Source organism: Kitasatospora sp. NPDC085895 (assembly GCF_040702125.1).
In the GTDB taxonomy this organism is placed as follows: domain Bacteria; phylum Actinomycetota; class Actinomycetes; order Streptomycetales; family Streptomycetaceae; genus Kitasatospora; species Kitasatospora arboriphila.
In genome coordinates this window covers 38,875-53,218 of record NZ_JBFBJY010000022.1, presented here as the reverse complement: position 1 = coordinate 53,218, position 14,344 = coordinate 38,875, and the positions used below count along the sequence as shown (strand labels likewise).

Annotated in this window: 21 protein-coding genes and 1 pseudogene; 18 read left to right on the top strand and 4 right to left on the bottom strand. The window is 75.6% G+C overall.

What is annotated here, in order from left to right; genetic code table 11:
* The first annotated feature begins 5 nt into the window (after positions 1 to 5).
* The 12 genes from AB0442_RS16670 to AB0442_RS16615 all read left to right on the top strand — a co-directional run bounded on the left by AB0442_RS16670 (position 6) and on the right by AB0442_RS16615 (position 8,949).
* Positions 6 to 1,763, top strand: a complete 1,758-nt coding sequence (locus tag AB0442_RS16670) for a glycoside hydrolase family 15 protein (RefSeq protein WP_366163482.1) — start codon at positions 6 to 8, stop codon at positions 1,761 to 1,763.
* Positions 1,764 to 1,878: 115 nt separating this feature from the next.
* Positions 1,879 to 2,274, top strand: a complete 396-nt coding sequence (locus AB0442_RS16665; protein WP_366163480.1) for an SsgA family sporulation/cell division regulator — start codon at positions 1,879 to 1,881, stop codon at positions 2,272 to 2,274.
* Between the two features lie 91 nt (positions 2,275 to 2,365).
* Positions 2,366 to 3,322, top strand: coding sequence for a TIGR03557 family F420-dependent LLM class oxidoreductase (locus AB0442_RS16660; RefSeq protein WP_366163478.1), 957 nt, complete (start codon positions 2,366 to 2,368; stop codon positions 3,320 to 3,322).
* A 55-nt stretch (positions 3,323 to 3,377) separates the two neighbouring features.
* A complete protein-coding gene (locus AB0442_RS16655; protein WP_366163476.1) occupies positions 3,378 to 4,433 on the top strand; it encodes an SDR family oxidoreductase in 1,056 nt (351 codons plus the stop codon).
* Positions 4,434 to 4,489: 56 nt separating this feature from the next.
* Positions 4,490 to 4,660, top strand: a complete 171-nt coding sequence (locus tag AB0442_RS16650) for a hypothetical protein (RefSeq protein ID WP_363543923.1) — start codon at positions 4,490 to 4,492, stop codon at positions 4,658 to 4,660.
* 67 nt (positions 4,661 to 4,727) lie between these two features.
* Positions 4,728 to 5,183: a hypothetical protein gene (locus AB0442_RS16645; protein WP_366163474.1), complete on the top strand. Its 456-nt coding sequence runs from the start codon at positions 4,728 to 4,730 to the stop codon at positions 5,181 to 5,183.
* Positions 5,180 to 5,479, top strand: a complete 300-nt coding sequence (locus AB0442_RS16640; protein ID WP_366163472.1) for an MrpF/PhaF family protein — start codon at positions 5,180 to 5,182, stop codon at positions 5,477 to 5,479. The genes AB0442_RS16645 and AB0442_RS16640 overlap by 4 nt, the downstream gene beginning before the upstream one ends.
* Positions 5,476 to 5,772, top strand: a complete 297-nt coding sequence (locus tag AB0442_RS16635) for a monovalent cation/H(+) antiporter subunit G (protein WP_366163470.1) — start codon at positions 5,476 to 5,478, stop codon at positions 5,770 to 5,772. Before AB0442_RS16640 ends, AB0442_RS16635 begins: the two co-directional genes overlap by 4 nt.
* Positions 5,769 to 6,038: a DUF4040 domain-containing protein gene (locus AB0442_RS16630; RefSeq protein WP_363544985.1), complete on the top strand. Its 270-nt coding sequence runs from the start codon at positions 5,769 to 5,771 to the stop codon at positions 6,036 to 6,038. Before AB0442_RS16635 ends, AB0442_RS16630 begins: the two co-directional genes overlap by 4 nt.
* Entirely contained in the window at positions 6,035 to 6,787 is a 753-nt protein-coding gene (locus AB0442_RS16625; RefSeq protein WP_366163468.1) for an MnhB domain-containing protein, read from the top strand. Before AB0442_RS16630 ends, AB0442_RS16625 begins: the two co-directional genes overlap by 4 nt.
* On the top strand, positions 6,787 to 7,134 hold the full coding sequence (locus AB0442_RS16620) for a sodium:proton antiporter (RefSeq protein WP_366163466.1): 348 nt from the start codon (positions 6,787 to 6,789) through the stop codon (positions 7,132 to 7,134). The genes AB0442_RS16625 and AB0442_RS16620 overlap by 1 nt, the downstream gene beginning before the upstream one ends.
* Before the next feature lie 3 nt (positions 7,135 to 7,137).
* On the top strand, positions 7,138 to 8,949 hold the full coding sequence (locus tag AB0442_RS16615; RefSeq protein WP_366163465.1) for a complex I subunit 5 family protein: 1,812 nt from the start codon (positions 7,138 to 7,140) through the stop codon (positions 8,947 to 8,949).
* 12 nt (positions 8,950 to 8,961) lie between these two features.
* On the opposite strand, the gene AB0442_RS16610 is transcribed toward AB0442_RS16615, so the two are convergent.
* Together AB0442_RS16610 and AB0442_RS16605 are read right to left on the bottom strand one after the other, a co-directional pair.
* Complete coding sequence (locus AB0442_RS16610) at positions 8,962 to 9,516, bottom strand: hypothetical protein (RefSeq protein WP_366163463.1); 555 nt, start codon at positions 9,514 to 9,516, stop codon at positions 8,962 to 8,964.
* Positions 9,517 to 9,530: 14 nt separating this feature from the next.
* Positions 9,531 to 9,788, bottom strand: a pseudogene (locus AB0442_RS16605) (alcohol dehydrogenase catalytic domain-containing protein); the annotation flags it as partial.
* A gap of 174 nt (positions 9,789 to 9,962) precedes the next feature.
* Here AB0442_RS16605 and AB0442_RS16600 point away from each other — a divergent pair.
* The 6 genes from AB0442_RS16600 (at position 9,963) to AB0442_RS16575 (ending at position 13,698) form a co-directional block, all read left to right on the top strand.
* Entirely contained in the window at positions 9,963 to 10,922 is a 960-nt protein-coding gene (locus tag AB0442_RS16600; RefSeq protein WP_366163461.1) for an SDR family oxidoreductase, read from the top strand.
* Between the two features lie 106 nt (positions 10,923 to 11,028).
* Positions 11,029 to 11,784 carry a hypothetical protein gene (locus AB0442_RS16595; protein ID WP_366163459.1) on the top strand — a complete coding sequence of 252 codons (756 nt, stop codon included), beginning with the start codon at positions 11,029 to 11,031 and terminating at the stop codon, positions 11,782 to 11,784.
* A 72-nt stretch (positions 11,785 to 11,856) separates the two neighbouring features.
* Positions 11,857 to 12,042, top strand: a complete 186-nt coding sequence (locus tag AB0442_RS16590; protein ID WP_344624854.1) for a hypothetical protein — start codon at positions 11,857 to 11,859, stop codon at positions 12,040 to 12,042.
* 42 nt (positions 12,043 to 12,084) lie between these two features.
* Complete coding sequence (locus AB0442_RS16585) at positions 12,085 to 12,531, top strand: hypothetical protein (RefSeq protein WP_366163457.1); 447 nt, start codon at positions 12,085 to 12,087, stop codon at positions 12,529 to 12,531.
* A 254-nt stretch (positions 12,532 to 12,785) separates the two neighbouring features.
* Positions 12,786 to 13,154, top strand: coding sequence for an STAS domain-containing protein (locus AB0442_RS16580; RefSeq protein WP_366163456.1), 369 nt, complete (start codon positions 12,786 to 12,788; stop codon positions 13,152 to 13,154).
* 61 nt (positions 13,155 to 13,215) lie between these two features.
* Complete coding sequence (locus AB0442_RS16575; protein WP_366163454.1) at positions 13,216 to 13,698, top strand: ATP-binding protein; 483 nt, start codon at positions 13,216 to 13,218, stop codon at positions 13,696 to 13,698.
* A gap of 135 nt (positions 13,699 to 13,833) precedes the next feature.
* Here the strand turns inward: AB0442_RS16575 and AB0442_RS16570 are convergent, their stop codons facing one another.
* Both AB0442_RS16570 and AB0442_RS16565 read right to left on the bottom strand, forming a co-directional pair.
* Positions 13,834 to 13,962 (bottom strand): hypothetical protein, encoded by a 129-nt coding sequence (locus tag AB0442_RS16570; protein ID WP_366163453.1) that lies wholly within the window; start codon positions 13,960 to 13,962, stop codon positions 13,834 to 13,836.
* A gap of 148 nt (positions 13,963 to 14,110) precedes the next feature.
* Positions 14,111 to 14,329, bottom strand: coding sequence for a DUF6479 family protein (locus tag AB0442_RS16565; protein ID WP_366163451.1), 219 nt, complete (start codon positions 14,327 to 14,329; stop codon positions 14,111 to 14,113).
* Between the last annotated feature and the right edge of the window lie 15 nt (positions 14,330 to 14,344).

Sequence of the window (14,344 nt, the reverse complement as noted above, 5' to 3'; positions counted from 1 at the left end):
ACCCCATGGCCCCGAGCGGCAACGGCCCCGCCCCGCACGCCCTGCGCGACTACGCCCTGCTCGCCGACGGCGAACGCGGCGCCCTCGTCGGTCCGCGCGGCGACATCGTCTGGATGTGCGCACCCCGCTGGGACAGCGACGCCGTCCTCACCGCCCTGATCGGCGGCACCGGCCATTACACCGTCACGCCCGCCGAACCCTTCGTCTGGGGCGGCTACTACGAGGACGGGGGCCTGATCTGGCGCAGCCGCTGGACGACCACCACCGGCATCGTCGAATGCCGCGAGGCCCTCGCCCACCCCGGCGACCCGCACCGCGCCGTGCTGCTGCGCCGGATCCTCGCCGTCGACGGGGACGCCCGCGTCGACGTCCACCTGGAGCCGGCGGCCGGCTTCGGCGCCCACCCGCTGCGCGACCTGCGTCGCGACGGTGCCGGCCGCTGGACGGGCCGGACGGGCGACCTGCACCTGCGCTGGACCGGCGCCCCCGACGCCCGGCCCGCCAGCTCGGACGGCACCGCCCTCACCGCCGGGATACGCCTGGACGCCGGCACCCACCAGGACCTGGTGCTGGAGGTCTCCGACCGGCCGCTGCCACCGCCGGACCCGGCCGACGTGCTCTGGCGCGGCACCGAGGAGTCCTGGGCCGACTGCGTCCCCGACCTGCCGCACGTCCTCGGCCGCCGCGACGCCCGGCACGCCGTCGCCGTGCTGCGCGGCCTCACCGGCGCCGGCGGAGGCACCGTCGCCGCCGCCACCACCAGCCTCCCCGAACGGGCCGAACAGGGCCGCAACTACGACTACCGGTACGTCTGGATCCGCGACCAGTGCTACATCGGCCAGGCCGCCGCGGCCGCAGGAACGCACCCGCTGCTCGACGGCTCCGTCCGCTTCGTCACCGCCCGGCTGCTGGCCGACGGACCGGCCCTCGCCCCCGCCTACACCCCCGCCGGGACGGCCGTCCCCGGCCAGCGCACCCTCGACCTGCCCGGCTACCCCGGCGGCTCCGACGTCGTCGGCAACCACGTCAACCGGCAGTTCCAGCTGGACGCGCTCGGCGAGAGCCTGCTGCTGCTCGCCGCCGCCGCCCGGCACGACCGGCTCGACGCCGACGGGCGGCGGGCCGCCCTGATCGCGGCCGAGGCCGTCGAGGCCCGCCACGGCGAGCCGGACGCCGGGATCTGGGAACTCCACGACGACCGCTGGGCGCACAGCCGGCTGATCTGCGCCGCCGGACTGCGCGCCGCCGCGGCCGCCCCCGGCGCCGGAGCAGGCCGCGCCGCCCACTGGGAGGCGCTCGCCGACCGGATCACCGCCGACACCGCGGCCGACAGCCTGCACCCCACCGGCCGCTGGCAGCGCACCCCCACCGACCCCGCGGTGGACGCCGCGCTGCTGCTGCCCGCCGTCCGCGGCGCCCTGGCCGCCGACGACCCACGCACCACGGCCACCCTGCGGGCCGTCCGCGCCGACCTCGTCCAGGACCACTACCTCTACCGGTTCCGCCACGACCGCCGCCCGCTGGAGGACGCCGAGGGCGCCTTCCTGCTGTGCGGCTTCGTGCTGGCCCTCGCCGAGCACCAGCAGGGCGACGCGGTGGAGGCCGTGCGCTGGTTCGAACGCAACCGCGCCGCCTGCGGTCCCGCCGGGCTGTACGCCGAGGAGTTCGACGTCGCCCAGCGCCAGCTGCGCGGCAACCTGCCGCAGGCCTTCGTCCACGCTCTGATGCTGGAGGCCTCCGTCCGTCTCGCACAACCCGTCTGACGGCGCATCATTCACCGGATCCGCACATCACCGGCCGTGTGATCGCCCGGCGGGCGGGCAGACGCGGGGCCCACCACGGTGCGCTGCGCCGGCCCGGCGAAGGGACTTGCCACAGATGGAAGGCGTCACCGCCCGCATGCCCATGCGGCTGATCACCGGGGCCGACTCGGTCCACGACCTGAGCGTCGACTGCCACTACCGCACCGACGACCCCTACGCCGTCCACCTGGACTTCCACGGCTTCGACCCCGAGGCCACCTGGGTCGTCTCCCGCGACCTGCTGCTCGACGGGCTCCGCGGCCCGGCCGGCGACGGCGACGTCCGCGTCGAACCCTGCTGCGACACCGACGTGTTCATCGCGCTGGGCCGGCACGCCGACGTGGCCCTGCTGCACACCCCGGTGGGCCACCTGACCCGCTTCCTCGCCGTCACCACCGAACTGGTGCCGGTCGGTTCCGAGGCCGCCCGGATCGACTGGGACGGCTGCATCACCGCGCTGCTCTCCGCCTGAGTCCGCAGGGACGACGGACGAGGTGTCCCCGGCGCCGCCCCGGGTAGCCGCCGCACGGAAGGGGGACCGCCACAGAGAGGACCGGCACACCATGACCGAGTACGGCTACTTCCTGTCGTGCGAGGAGTTCACGCCCGCCGAACTGATCGACCAGGCCCGACGAGCCCAGCGGGCCGGATTCACCCGGCTGGCCATCTCCGACCACTTCCACCCGTGGAACGACGCCCAGGGCAACAGCCCGTTCGTCTGGTCGATGATCGGCGCACTGTCGCAGGCCGTGGACCTGCCGGTCACCACCCTGGTGACCTGTCCGACCGTCCGGCTGCACCCGGCCGTCACCGCGCAGGCCGCGGCCACCTCCAGCGTGCTGCTGGGCGGGCGGTTCGCCCTGGGCGTCGGCACCGGCGAGGCGCTGAACGAGCACGTCCACGGCGACCGATGGCCGTCCTTCGACGACCGGGCCGCCATGCTGGAGGAGGCCGTCGAGGTGATGCGCGCGCTCTTCACCGGCCGCCAGGTCAGCCACCGCGGCCGCCACTACACGGTCGACAACGCCCGGCTCTACACCGCGCCGGACGGCCCGCTGCCGATCCACGTCTCGGGCTTCGGCCCGAACGCCGCCGAACTGGCCGGCCGGATCGGCGACGGCTTCGTCACCATGACCCCCGACGCCGACCTGGTCGACGCCTTCCGCGCGGGCGGCGGCACCGGCAAACCCGTCATCGGCGGCGTGAAGGTCTGCTGGAGCAGCAACCGCGAGAAGGCCGTCGACACCGTCCACCGGCTCTGGCCCACCGAACTGCTGCCCGGCGAACTCGCCCAGCTGCTGCCCACCCCCGCGCACTTCGAGCAGGCCAGTGAGCTCGTCACCCGCGACATGATCGACGAGGCGGTGACCTGCGGCGACGACGCCCAGCAGCACATCGACACGGTGCGCGCATACGCCCGGGCCGGCTTCGACGAGGTGTACGTCGGCCAGATCGGCCCCGACCAGGAGGTCTTCTTCGACGCCTACCGCGAACTCGTGCTGCCCGCCCTGCGTTCCTGACCGCAGCCCGCGGCCACCCCCGTTTGTCCCGCCGCCGACCGGGGAGCCGCACGGTATGACAGAGCACCGACCTGCCCCGCGGACCGTGGTGATCACCGGCGCGAGCGGAGGCATCGGCCGCGCCTGCGCGGCCGCCTTCGCCGCCCGCGGCGACCGGCTCGCGCTGATCGCCCGCGGCCGCGCCGGCCTCGACGGGGCCGTGCACCAAGCCGAACGGGCCGGCGCCGCGAAGGCGATCGCGATCGAGGCCGACGTCGCCGACCCCGACGCCGTCGAGGCCGCCGCCCGGCGTGCCGAGGAGGAGCTCGGACCGATCGACGTCTGGGTCAACGACGCCTTCTCCTCCGTCTTCGCCCCCTTCACCGAGATCACCCCCGAGGAGTTCCGCCGCGTCACCGAGGTCTCCTACCTCGGCTACGTCTACGCCACCGGCGCCGCACTGCGCCGGATGCTGCCCCGCGGCCGCGGCACCGTCGTCCAGGTCGGCTCCGCGATCGCCTACCGCGGCATCCCGCTGCAGACCGCCTACAGCGGCGCCAAGCACGCCATCCAGGGCTGGCACGAGGCACTGCGCTGCGAACTCCTCGCCTCCGGCACCGCCGTGCGGACCACCATGGTGCAGATGCCCGCGGTCAACACCCCGCAGTTCGACTGGGTGCGCTCCCGGCTGCCCCGACGGGCGCAGCCCGTACCCCCGATCTACCAGCCCGAGATCGCCGCCCGCGCGGTGCTGTACGCCGCCGACCACCCCGCCCGCCGCGAGTACTGGGTCGGCGCCAGCACCGTCGCCACTCTGATCGCCAACGCCGTGGCACCCGGCCTGCTGGACCGCTACCTCGCCCGGACGGGCTTCGACTCCCAGCAGACCGACGAACCGCGGCCCGCCGACGGGCCGGACAACCTGTTCGAGCCCGCCGACCGCGACACGGACTTCGGCGCGCACGGCCGCTTCGACCGGAAGGCCCGCGCCCGCAGCCGCCAGCAGCAGGCCGCGCACGCCCTCGGCAGCTTCGGCGCAGCCGCCGCCCGCGCCGCCGGACGGGTGATCCCCGGCCTGCGGCCGGCGCCGCCCGTCCCGCGCACCGCCACGGAAGCAGGGCCCGGCGCATGACGGCCGCGACCCGGCCGCGGCGCGCCTCCGACCGCCGTACGACAGGAGTGACCACCATGGGATCCGTCCCGACGCCCCCCGACCCGGACGTCACCCCGGTGCCGCCCGACCCGCCCCCGCCGCCCGGCTCGCCGACCCCGCCGCCCGAGCCGCCCCGCCCGGGCACGTCCCCCGAGGAGCCGGACACCGAACCCGATCCGGACGAGCCCGTCGAGCCGCCGGACTGACCGCCGCCCAGGCCGCCGCCCGGAGCGCCGACCCACGGAGGACCCCATCGACGGAAGGACGACGCGGGTGGTCGCGGGCGCGGCCGAGATCGCCGTGTGGTGGGGCGCGCTCACGGGCCTGACGGTCCTGCTGATCAGCACCGTGTCGCCGGTCGAACTGCTGGTCGCCGCCACCGCCGCACTCGGCGCCGCCTGCGCCGCCCGCGCCATGCGCCGCGCCGCGGGCGTCCGGTGGCGCGGCGCCCACGGCGCCGGACGGGCGGTGCTGCTGCTGCCCTGGGCGGTGCTGCGCGGCTGCGGCACCCTGCTGGCTGCCGCGGTGCGCCGCCCCGAGGACGCCGTGCTGCGCCGGACGGCCGTCCGGCGGGGCACCGACCCCGGCTGGGCGGGCATCGTGCTGGCCGCCTCGCCGGACACCTGCGTCCTCGACATGCCGCACGAGGACGACCCCCTGCTGCACACCCTCGACCGGCGCCCGGGACCGGTGGAGAAGACCGTCACCGACCCGGGGGAGCGGCGGTGAGCGCCTGGACGGCCGCGGCCCTGGTGCTGCTGGCCGTCGACGTCCCCGCCTGCGTGTGGGCGGTCTCCAGGGGCGGCACCGTGGGCCGGCTGATCGGGCTCTGCCTGCTGTCGAGCGTGGTCGGGGCGGTGTTCCTGCTGCTGCCCCCGGCCTACGACCGGCCGTCCTACCAGGACCTCGCGCTGGTGCTGGCCGTCCTCGCCCCCGCGGGGGCGCTGGTCTTCACCCGCTTCGTCGCCGGCCGCAGCGGCGGACCCGACGAGGACGACCCCGAAACGGACGGAGGATCACCATGACGGCCGGCCATGTCACCGCCCTGGTGCTGCTGTGGACGGGAGTCGCCTTCGTGCTGCTGTCGGCCCTCGCCCTCGTCCGGCTGCGCGGCACCCCGATGCGGCTGCACGCGCTCGCCCCCGCCTCCTGCGCCGGACTGCCGCTGATCGCCGCCGCGGTCGCCGTCGACCAGGGCGCCGGCCGGGCGGCCGCCAAGACGCTCTTCATCGGCCTGCTGTTCGCCGCCGGCGGCACCGCCACCACGATCGCCGTCGGCCGGGCCGTCCGGCGGACCGGGGACGGGGAGGACGGGTGAACCACTGGCTGATCGGCCTCGCCCTCGCCTTCGTCGTCGCCACCGCGACCGTCGCCGTGCTCACCCGCGACCCGGCCCGGCAGGCCGTCGTGCTGTCCGCGCTCGGCCTCGGCCTCGCCGTGCTGTTCGCCGTCCTCCAGGCACCCGACGTCGCCCTCTCCCAACTGGCCGTCGGCACCGCCCTCACCCCGCTGCTGATCCTGCTGACCGTCCGCAAGACGGGCCGCCGCCGCGCCCCCGAGGACCGGGACGAGGAACAGCGGTGACCGCCCGCGCCCGCCTGCTGCTGGCGCTGGCCGCCGCCGCGGTGATCGCCGCCTTCTTCGCCGCCGCCTGCACCGACCTGCCGCCCTTCGGCTCGGCGAGCCACCCCTACGGCGACCGCGCCGCCGCCGCGGCGCTCGCCCACCGCACCGCCAACGTCGTCTCCTCCGTCAACTTCGACCTCCGCGCCTTCGACACCCTCGGCGAGGAGTCCATCCTCTTCGGCACCGTCCTCGGCGCCGCCCTGCTGCTGCGCCGCGCCCGCGACGAACGCCACCGCCGCGCCGAGGCCGGACGTGTCCTGCCCACCACCAGGCTCTTCGGCACCCTGCTGCTGCCGGTCACCCTGGTCGTCGGCGTCTACGTCGTCGCCCACGGCCAGCTCAGCCCCGGCGGCGGCTTCCAAGGCGGCGTGGTGCTCGCCACCGCCCTGCACCTCGCCTACGTCGCCGCCGACTACCGCGCCCTGCGCAGCCTGCGGCCGCTCGCCGTCCTCGACGTCACCGACTGCGCCGCCGCGGCCTCCTTCACCCTCGTGGGCCTCGCCACCCTCGCCGCCGGCAGCGCCTTCCTGCAGAACACGCTGCCGCTCGGCACCTTCAACACGATCACCTCCGGCGGCACCGTCCCGCTGCTGAACGCCGCCGTCGGCGTCGAGGTCGCCACCGGGCTGATCGTCCTGATCGCCCACTTCCTCGACCAGGCCGTCGAACTGACCGACCCCGACGAACACCGGAAGGAGCGCCCGTAGTGGGCGTCTGGCCCTACCTCGCCGCCGGCTGGGTGCTGCTCGTCGCCCTGTACGGCCTCGTCACCAGCCGCAACCTCGTGCACGCCATCGGCTGCCTCGCCGTCGCCCAGTCCTCCACCTATCTGTTGCTGCTCGCCGTCGGCTACCGCGACGGTGCCACCGCCCCTGTCTACGCCGACATCGCCCCCGGCAGCCGGCCCGTCGTCGACCCGGTCGTCCAGGCCCTCGCCCTCACCGACGTGGTCGTCGGCGCCACCGTCACCGCCCTGCTGCTCGCCCTGACCATCCAGCTCCGCAAACGCCACCGCACCGTCGACCCGCAGGCCCTCACCGGCCTCAAGGGCTGACGCATGGCCGCCGAGGACCTGCTGCCGCTCGCCGTCGCGATCCCGCTGCTCGGCTCCGCCCTGCTCGCCGTCGTCGGCCGCCGGCTGCCCCGGACCGGCTGCGACGTCCTCGCCACGACGGCGGCCGCCACCGAGGTGCTCTGCCTCGCCGCCCTCTGGGTCAAGAGCCCCGGGATCGCCACCGCCCGGCTCGGCGGCTGGCCGAGCGGCGTGGGCATCGTGCTGGCCGCCGACCCGGTCGGTGCCGGCTGCGCCCTGCTCGCCGCCGTCCTGGTGCTCGCCGCCGTCGTCTACGCCTGGCGGTACTTCGACGAACCGGCCGGCGAACGGGCCGGGATCTTCCCCGCCCTGCTGCTGCTCTTCGAGGCCGGCATGGTCGGCTTCGCGCTCACCGGCGACCTCTTCAACACCTTCGTCCTCTTCGAACTCATGGGCGCCGCCGCGTACGCCCTGACGGGCTACCGGATCGAGGACCCGAGGCCGCTGCAGGGCGCCCTGGTCTTCGGCATCGTCACCTCCTTCGCCGCGTACTGCTCGCTGCTCGGCATCGGCCTGCTCTACGCCCGCACCGGCGAGCTGAACCTCGCCCGGCTCGGCGAGCGCCTCGCCGGCCACCGCACCGACACGCTGACCGTGGTCGCCTTCGTGCTGGTCGCCACCGCCCTGCTGGTCAAGGCCGCCGCCGTGCCCTTCCACTTCTGGCTGCCCGATGCGCACGCCGTCGCCCCCACCCCCGTCTGCATGCTGATGTCCGGCGTCATGGTGGAACTCGGCGTCTACGGCACCGCCCGCCTCTACTGGACGGTCTTCGCCGGCCCCGGCGGCATCCCGCACGCGGCCTTCCGCACCACCTTCACCGCCCTCGGCGCGCTCACCGCCCTCGTCGGCGCGGTGATGTGCTGGCAGCAGCGCCACCTGAAACGGCTGCTGGCCTTCTCCACCGTCGGCCACGTCGGCCTCTTCCTGATCGGCGTGGCCCTGCTCACCCCGCACGGCACCGCCGGGACGGCGCTGTACGTCGCCGCCCACGGGCTGGTCAAGGCGGCGCTGTTCGGCCTGACCGGGGTGCTGCTCGACCGCTTCGGCTCCGTCGACGAGCACGGCCTGTACGGCCGGGGCCGCGGCCTGCGCGCGACCGGCCTGCTCTTCGCGGCCGGCGCCCTCGCCCTGGCCGGCCTCCCGCCGTTCGGAACCGGCCTCGGCAAGGCCCTCGCCGAGGAGGACGCCGGGCACTGGCAGCCCTGGCTGCCGGCGGTGTACGTGCTCGTCTCCGCGGCCACCGGCGCCGCGGTGCTGCGCGCGGCCCTGCGGATCTTCTGGGGGGTCGGCCCCGCCCCGCGGACCGTGCCCGGCGAGGAGGAGATCAGCGGGGAGGGCGAGGAGCCGGAGATCCACGACCCCGCACGCTCCCTGCCGCCCACCATGCTCGCCGTGCCGGGCGTGCTGCTGCTGCTCGGCCTGGTCCTCGGCAGTCTCCCGTCCGCCGCCACCGCCCTGGCGCGCGGTGCGGCCGTCTTCACCGACCCCGCCGCGTACCGGGCCGCCGTGGCGGCGGGCATCACGGCCCTCCCGCCCGCCGAGGAGGCCGGCTGGACGGCGCCCGGAGTGCTCCTCGGCCTGCTGTCGGCCGGGCTGGCCGTGGCGCTCGCCCTGTCCGCCGTACGCCGCCGGGCCGAACCCCGTGCCCGGCCGCGCCTCGCCGGCCGGGCCGTGCGCGGCCTGCGGCGGCTGCACTCCGGCCACCTCGGCGACTACCTCGCCTGGCTTGCCGTCGGCATCGCCCTGCTCTGCGCGGCCGTCGCCGCGCAGAGCTGAGGGCGGACGCGGTCAGGCGTGCTGCGGCACGCCGTCGTGCACCCGGTCCGGGGGCTTCGCCGCCTGCCACTTCCGGCCGAGGGCGTGCCGCAGCACCTCGGCGGCCTCCGCCTGCCGGGCGTCGAGGATCTCCGCCTGCCGGTCGGCCCGTGCCGCCAGCCGCTGGAGCCGGGCGGTGAGCAGGTCGTCGGAGCACGCCGCCCGCAGCGCCCGCCAGAGCGCGATCTTGCCCTGGACGCCGGAGCGCATCGCCTCCGTCTCCAGCAGGTCGCTCAGCGGCGAGCGGCGCAGCACCCGCCCGTTGAGCTTCAGCCGGCCGGCCAGCTCGGCACCCGCGCCGAGCAGCATCCGGTGCCGCCGGGGCCGGACACCCAGCGCCCGCATCAGGGCGACGAGTTCGTCCCGGTCCTCGGCGATCTCCCGGGCCATGGTCCGCAGATCGGGGGCGTCCGGGCCGGCCGGGTGCGTGCGGGCGATCCGGCGGGCGAGCGCCGCACCGCCGTACGAGCCGGCCAGGTGGTCGTTGAGGTAGATGGCGAGCCACCGCTCGCCCTCGCGGTCGGTCATCGGTGGTACTCCTTGTTGAACGGCACGGACACCCGGTCGCCCGGCTCGATCCGGGTGACGCCCGGGCCGGTCTCCTCGACGATGCCCATGTTCTCGTGACCGAGGACCTTGCCCTCCTCCACCGGGGTGCGGCCCTCGTACATGTGCAGGTCGGAACCGCAGATGTTGGTCGTGGTGATGCGCACGACGGCGTCCCCCGGGGCCTCCAACCGCGGGTCGGGCACCTCCTCGACCGACACCTCGAACGGCCCCTTGAACACCACTGCCTTCACGCCGACCACCCTCTCCGCGCATCTCCTCGTCCGGTGGTCGCGGCTGCCCGTCGCGGGGTGGCGGAAACCGCCGGGCCGGCCGTTTGCCCCGGCCGGGGCACGGACAGGCGCCGACGGGGGAGTTCCCGCACGGGCGTCGCCCGTGCGGGCCCGACACCGGAGACGGAGAAGCCCATGCACCACCACGACGACCGCTTCCACGGCGCCACCGCACTGGTCACCGGCGGATCCCGCGGGCTGGGCCTGCTGATCGCCGGCGAACTCGCCGACCGCGGCGCCCGGGTGATGATCTGCGCCCGCGATCCGCAGGAACTCGCCACCGCCGAACGCGAGCTGAGCAGCCGGGGCACCGTCGCCTCCACCGTCTGCGACCTCGCGGAACCGGACGCCCCCGAACGGCTGGTCGCCGCCACCGTCGAGCGGTTCGGCCGGCTCGACGTGCTGGTGAACAACGCCGGACTGATCCAGGTCGGCCCGCTGGAGGCCTTCACCGCCGAGGACTTCGACCGCGCACTGGACGTCATGGTGCGGGCGCCCGTCCGGCTGGTGCTCGCCGCCCTGCCCGGCATGCGCGAGCGCCGCAGCGGCACCGTCGTCACCGTCTCCTCGATCGGCGGCCGTATCCCGGCCCCGCACCTGCTGCCCTACGTCACCGCCAAGTTCGCGCTCGCCGGGCTGTCCGCGGGCCTGCGCGCCGAACTCGCCGCCGACGGCATCAGCGTCACCACCGTCCTGCCGGGCCTGATGCGCACCGGCTCCCACCGGGCCGCCGCCTTCGCGGGCCGGCCCGAGCGCGAGTACGCCTGGTTCGGGCCCGCCGCGGGCCTGCCGCTGCTCACCATGGACGCGTCCCGCGCCGCCCGGGCGATCGTCCGGGCCGCCGAACGGGGCCGCCCCGAGCTGGTGCTCACCCCCGCGGCCAAGCTCGGCAGCCGCGTCTACGGCCTGGCGCCCGCCACCACCACCCGCGCCCTCACCCTGGCCGCCCGGCTGCTGCCCTCCGCCGGCGCCCGGCCCAGCCGCCCGGTCGCGGGCACGGACGCCGCCGCCGAGGCCGAGCGCAGGTACCCGCCGGTCGGTGCACTGACCGGCCTCGGCGACCGCGCCGGGCGAGGCACCAACGAGCCGCAGTGACCGGGGGCCGGTAGCGGCAGCGGACAGCGCCGGAGCCGTGCGGGGAGTGGACTGCGCTTCCGGGGGAAGCCGCCGGTCAGCCGCACCGATCCGGAGGACCGCCGCGATGAGCACGGACAGCCGAACGTCGAACGCCCGTCGGTCACCGAACCCCCGCCGCACGCGGATGCAGCAGCGCCACCCCCGGCACGAGCGCCGCGGCGAGGCCCGGCTGCCCGCGATGGTGGCCACCCTGGTGGCGATCATGCTCTACCTCGCCCTGCCGGAGCCGCTGCTCGTCGCCCCTCGCTACGTCCTGCCGGCTCTGGAGGTGCTGCTCCTGATCCCGCTGGTCGCGGTGAACCCGCACCGGATGACCCGCGAGAACCGCCTGTCCAGAACCCTGTCGCTGGCCCTGGTCGGCCTGATCGGCGTGAGCAACCTGGTGGCGCTGGGCCTGCTCGTCCACACGCTGGTGGCGGCGGACGTCAAGGACGGCGGATCGCTGCTGGTCGCCGCCCTCCAGGTCTGGGCCACCGACGTCATCGTCTTCGGACTCGCGTTCTGGGAACTCGACCGCGGCGGACCGGTCACGCGCACCCAGGTGCCGCGCACGGACCTCCCCCTCGCGGACTTCCGCTTCTCCCAGGACGAGAACGACGACGCGGTGGAGGAGGTCGCCGACGGTTCCAGCCGCTCCTGCGACTGGGCGCCCACTCTGATCGACTACCTCTACGTCTCGGTGACCAACTCCACCGCCTTCAGCCCGACCGACACCATGCCGCTCTCCGCCCGCGCCAAGATCCTCATGGGCGTCGAGAGCGTCGCCGCGCTCATCACCTCCCTCCTCGTCATCGCCCGCGCGGTCAGCGTCCTGCACTGACCGGCCCTCGGCCCGGGGGGGAGATCCACGTCCGCGGTCGCGGTGGACCCCGTGCTGTCGTAGACCGGGGGTATGGACGAGGAGAAGACGTCGTGGCATCCCGGTGAGATCGTGCCCGCGAGCGGGATCTACGAGTGCGACTGCGGGGCCGGGCACCACTGGAGCACGGATGTGAAGGGGCACCGGTTCCCGCCGCTTCCGGCCGGTTGTCCGGGCGGGTCGTGGTCGCTGAAGACGGAGGCGCATCCGGGCACGTGAGGACGCGCGGCGCGCTGGTTCGTCGATCTGGGGGTGACGGCGGTGGGTGAGGGTCCGGTGCTGTGGGCGCTGGTGGTGCGGGAGACGGGCGACGGCAGCGCGCTGGCCGAGGTCGTCGTCGAGGTCGACGCCGGCCACTGGGGCGGCTTGGCGACGGATGCGTGGGAGAGCGGGTTCGTGGCTGCGGGCGGCGTGCCGGTGTCGACGGGGACGGTGCAGGTCCGCGGTGGGCGGTTCGAGCGGCTGGTGCTGGTCGGCGGCCGTGAGGTGTGGGAGCCGGCGCCGGTGATGGAGACCCCGCAGGAGTGGTTGTCGGCCGCGGCGGGGGCCGGCGGTGTGGTGGTCACGGTGGTGGCGCCGGGCACGTGGCCGCCCGATCTCGCCGACGTCGCGGTCGGCCGCCAGGCGCAGGTCTTCGCGGACTGGCTCGACGAGGTGCGGGCGAGCGGGGCGGCGCTCCAGGGCGTGGCGGACCTCGACCTCGGGTGAGCCCTGCGGGGCGTCCGGGCAACCGGAGCATGTGCGAGGTCACGGTCGTCGCCGACGGTGTCGTGGTCGGCCCCGTGGAGGGTGGGCCGGCCGCCGGGGACCTGCTGGGCCTGGGTGCCGCGGGCGGCGGCGCGACTTACGGTGGACGGTGGAGCCGGTCCGCGGTCAGGGCGGCCCGGCTCCGGCGGGTTCCCCGACGGGGTCCGATCGCGGCCGACGGAACGGTCCCGCGGCGGGCGGAAGGAGCGCGAGGCGTGGCGGACGAGTTGAAGACCGGCGTCGAACTGGTGGGCGCGGTCGCCGTGTGCACGCTCGCAGGTGACCTCCACCACGACACCGAGGACGAGGTCCGCGCCGCGGTGTCCGAGGGGCTCGGCCTGCTGCCGCAGGTGCTGGCCCTCGACCTGCACGGGGTCGAGCTGTTCACCTCCAGCGCCCTGAACGCCCTGCTGCAGGCCCGCGAGGCCGCGTCCGACCGGGCCGTCCCGGTGGTGCTGATCTCCCCGCCCGGCGGGGTACGCCGGGTCCTGGAGGTGACCGGTGCCACCGAGCTGTTCCCCGTCTGCGCGAGTGTCCGGGAAGCGGCCGGGTACGCCCGGCCGCCGCGGAGCCCAGAGGCGTAGACGGCGCCGGAGTGGGCAGACGTCCGGGGCGGAGAACCTTCGGTATCGACCAGGGAAAGCCATGTTCGCCTCCCCTTCCTCCGCAGTCCTGGACCGCCGACAGCTGGACTTCCCGCCCGACCGCCGGGGCGGCGGTTGCGTGAGCGAGGGCATCGACTTCACCCGCCACGCCCTCGCCGTCTGGCACCTGACCGGCCCCCGGGCCGCCGACGACACGGTGCTGGTGGCCGCCGAACTCCTGGCGAACGCCGCCGAGCACGCCGGCGGCCCACTCGCCCTCGGCCTGGAGAAGCACCCGGGGCGGCTGCGAATCGCCGTCACCGATACCTCCCCCGCCCGGCCGCGCCTGCAGGAGGACTACCGCCCGGACACCCCGCACGGGCACGGCCTGATCCTCGTCGACCGCATCGCCGCCGACTGGGGCTGGGCCGCCGACGGCGGGGGCAAGGCCGTCTGGGTCGAGGTGACGATCCCCTCCGAACCCGACCCGCGACCCGCGCACCGTGCGGCCCGGGCCGACCCGGATCCGCTGTTCGACAACTGACCGGGCAGCGAGGCGCGCCAGCGGTGGGTCGTGGGTGAAGGCACCGGCGTCGGAGACAGCGGTCCGGTGCCCGCCGGGGAGCCGGGCGCTCTGCCGGGCGGGCGCTGCCGGTGGGCGCGCGGCCGAGCGCTGCTGTCAGGACGGGCGGGTACCGGACCCGAGGGTGCGTCCCAGGGCGAGGTGGGTCAGCCATGCCAGTCCGAAGGTGAACGGTGCGGCGGTGTTGTCGGAGGGGCCGGGGACGGCGGAGCAGCCCACCACCACGCTGGTGGCCCCTGCCGGCCCCGGCTCTTGATATCCCTGCCGAGCCCCGCTCCGGACGACGGCGAGGGGGTCACCGGCGGGGAGGGGGCTCGATGTCGGCCGTCGGCGCGGTGCCGTCCCCGGACGACAGGGCACCGGTCGCCCGTTCCTACGACTCGCCCTTGCGCGCCTTGTCGCTCGGCTCTTCGGTGCTCCTCAGATCCACCGGTGGCGGCTCGCGGTCCTCGCGACGCCGGCCGAGGACGAAGGCCAGGACGAGGACGACCACCACGGCCGCGCCGGCCGCGATCAGCCACAGATGGGGGCCCGAGCCGTCCGCGGCGAGGGCCGAGACGTCTGCCGGTCGTATCGAGTTCATGAGGGTCATGGCGCGGCGCCTGTC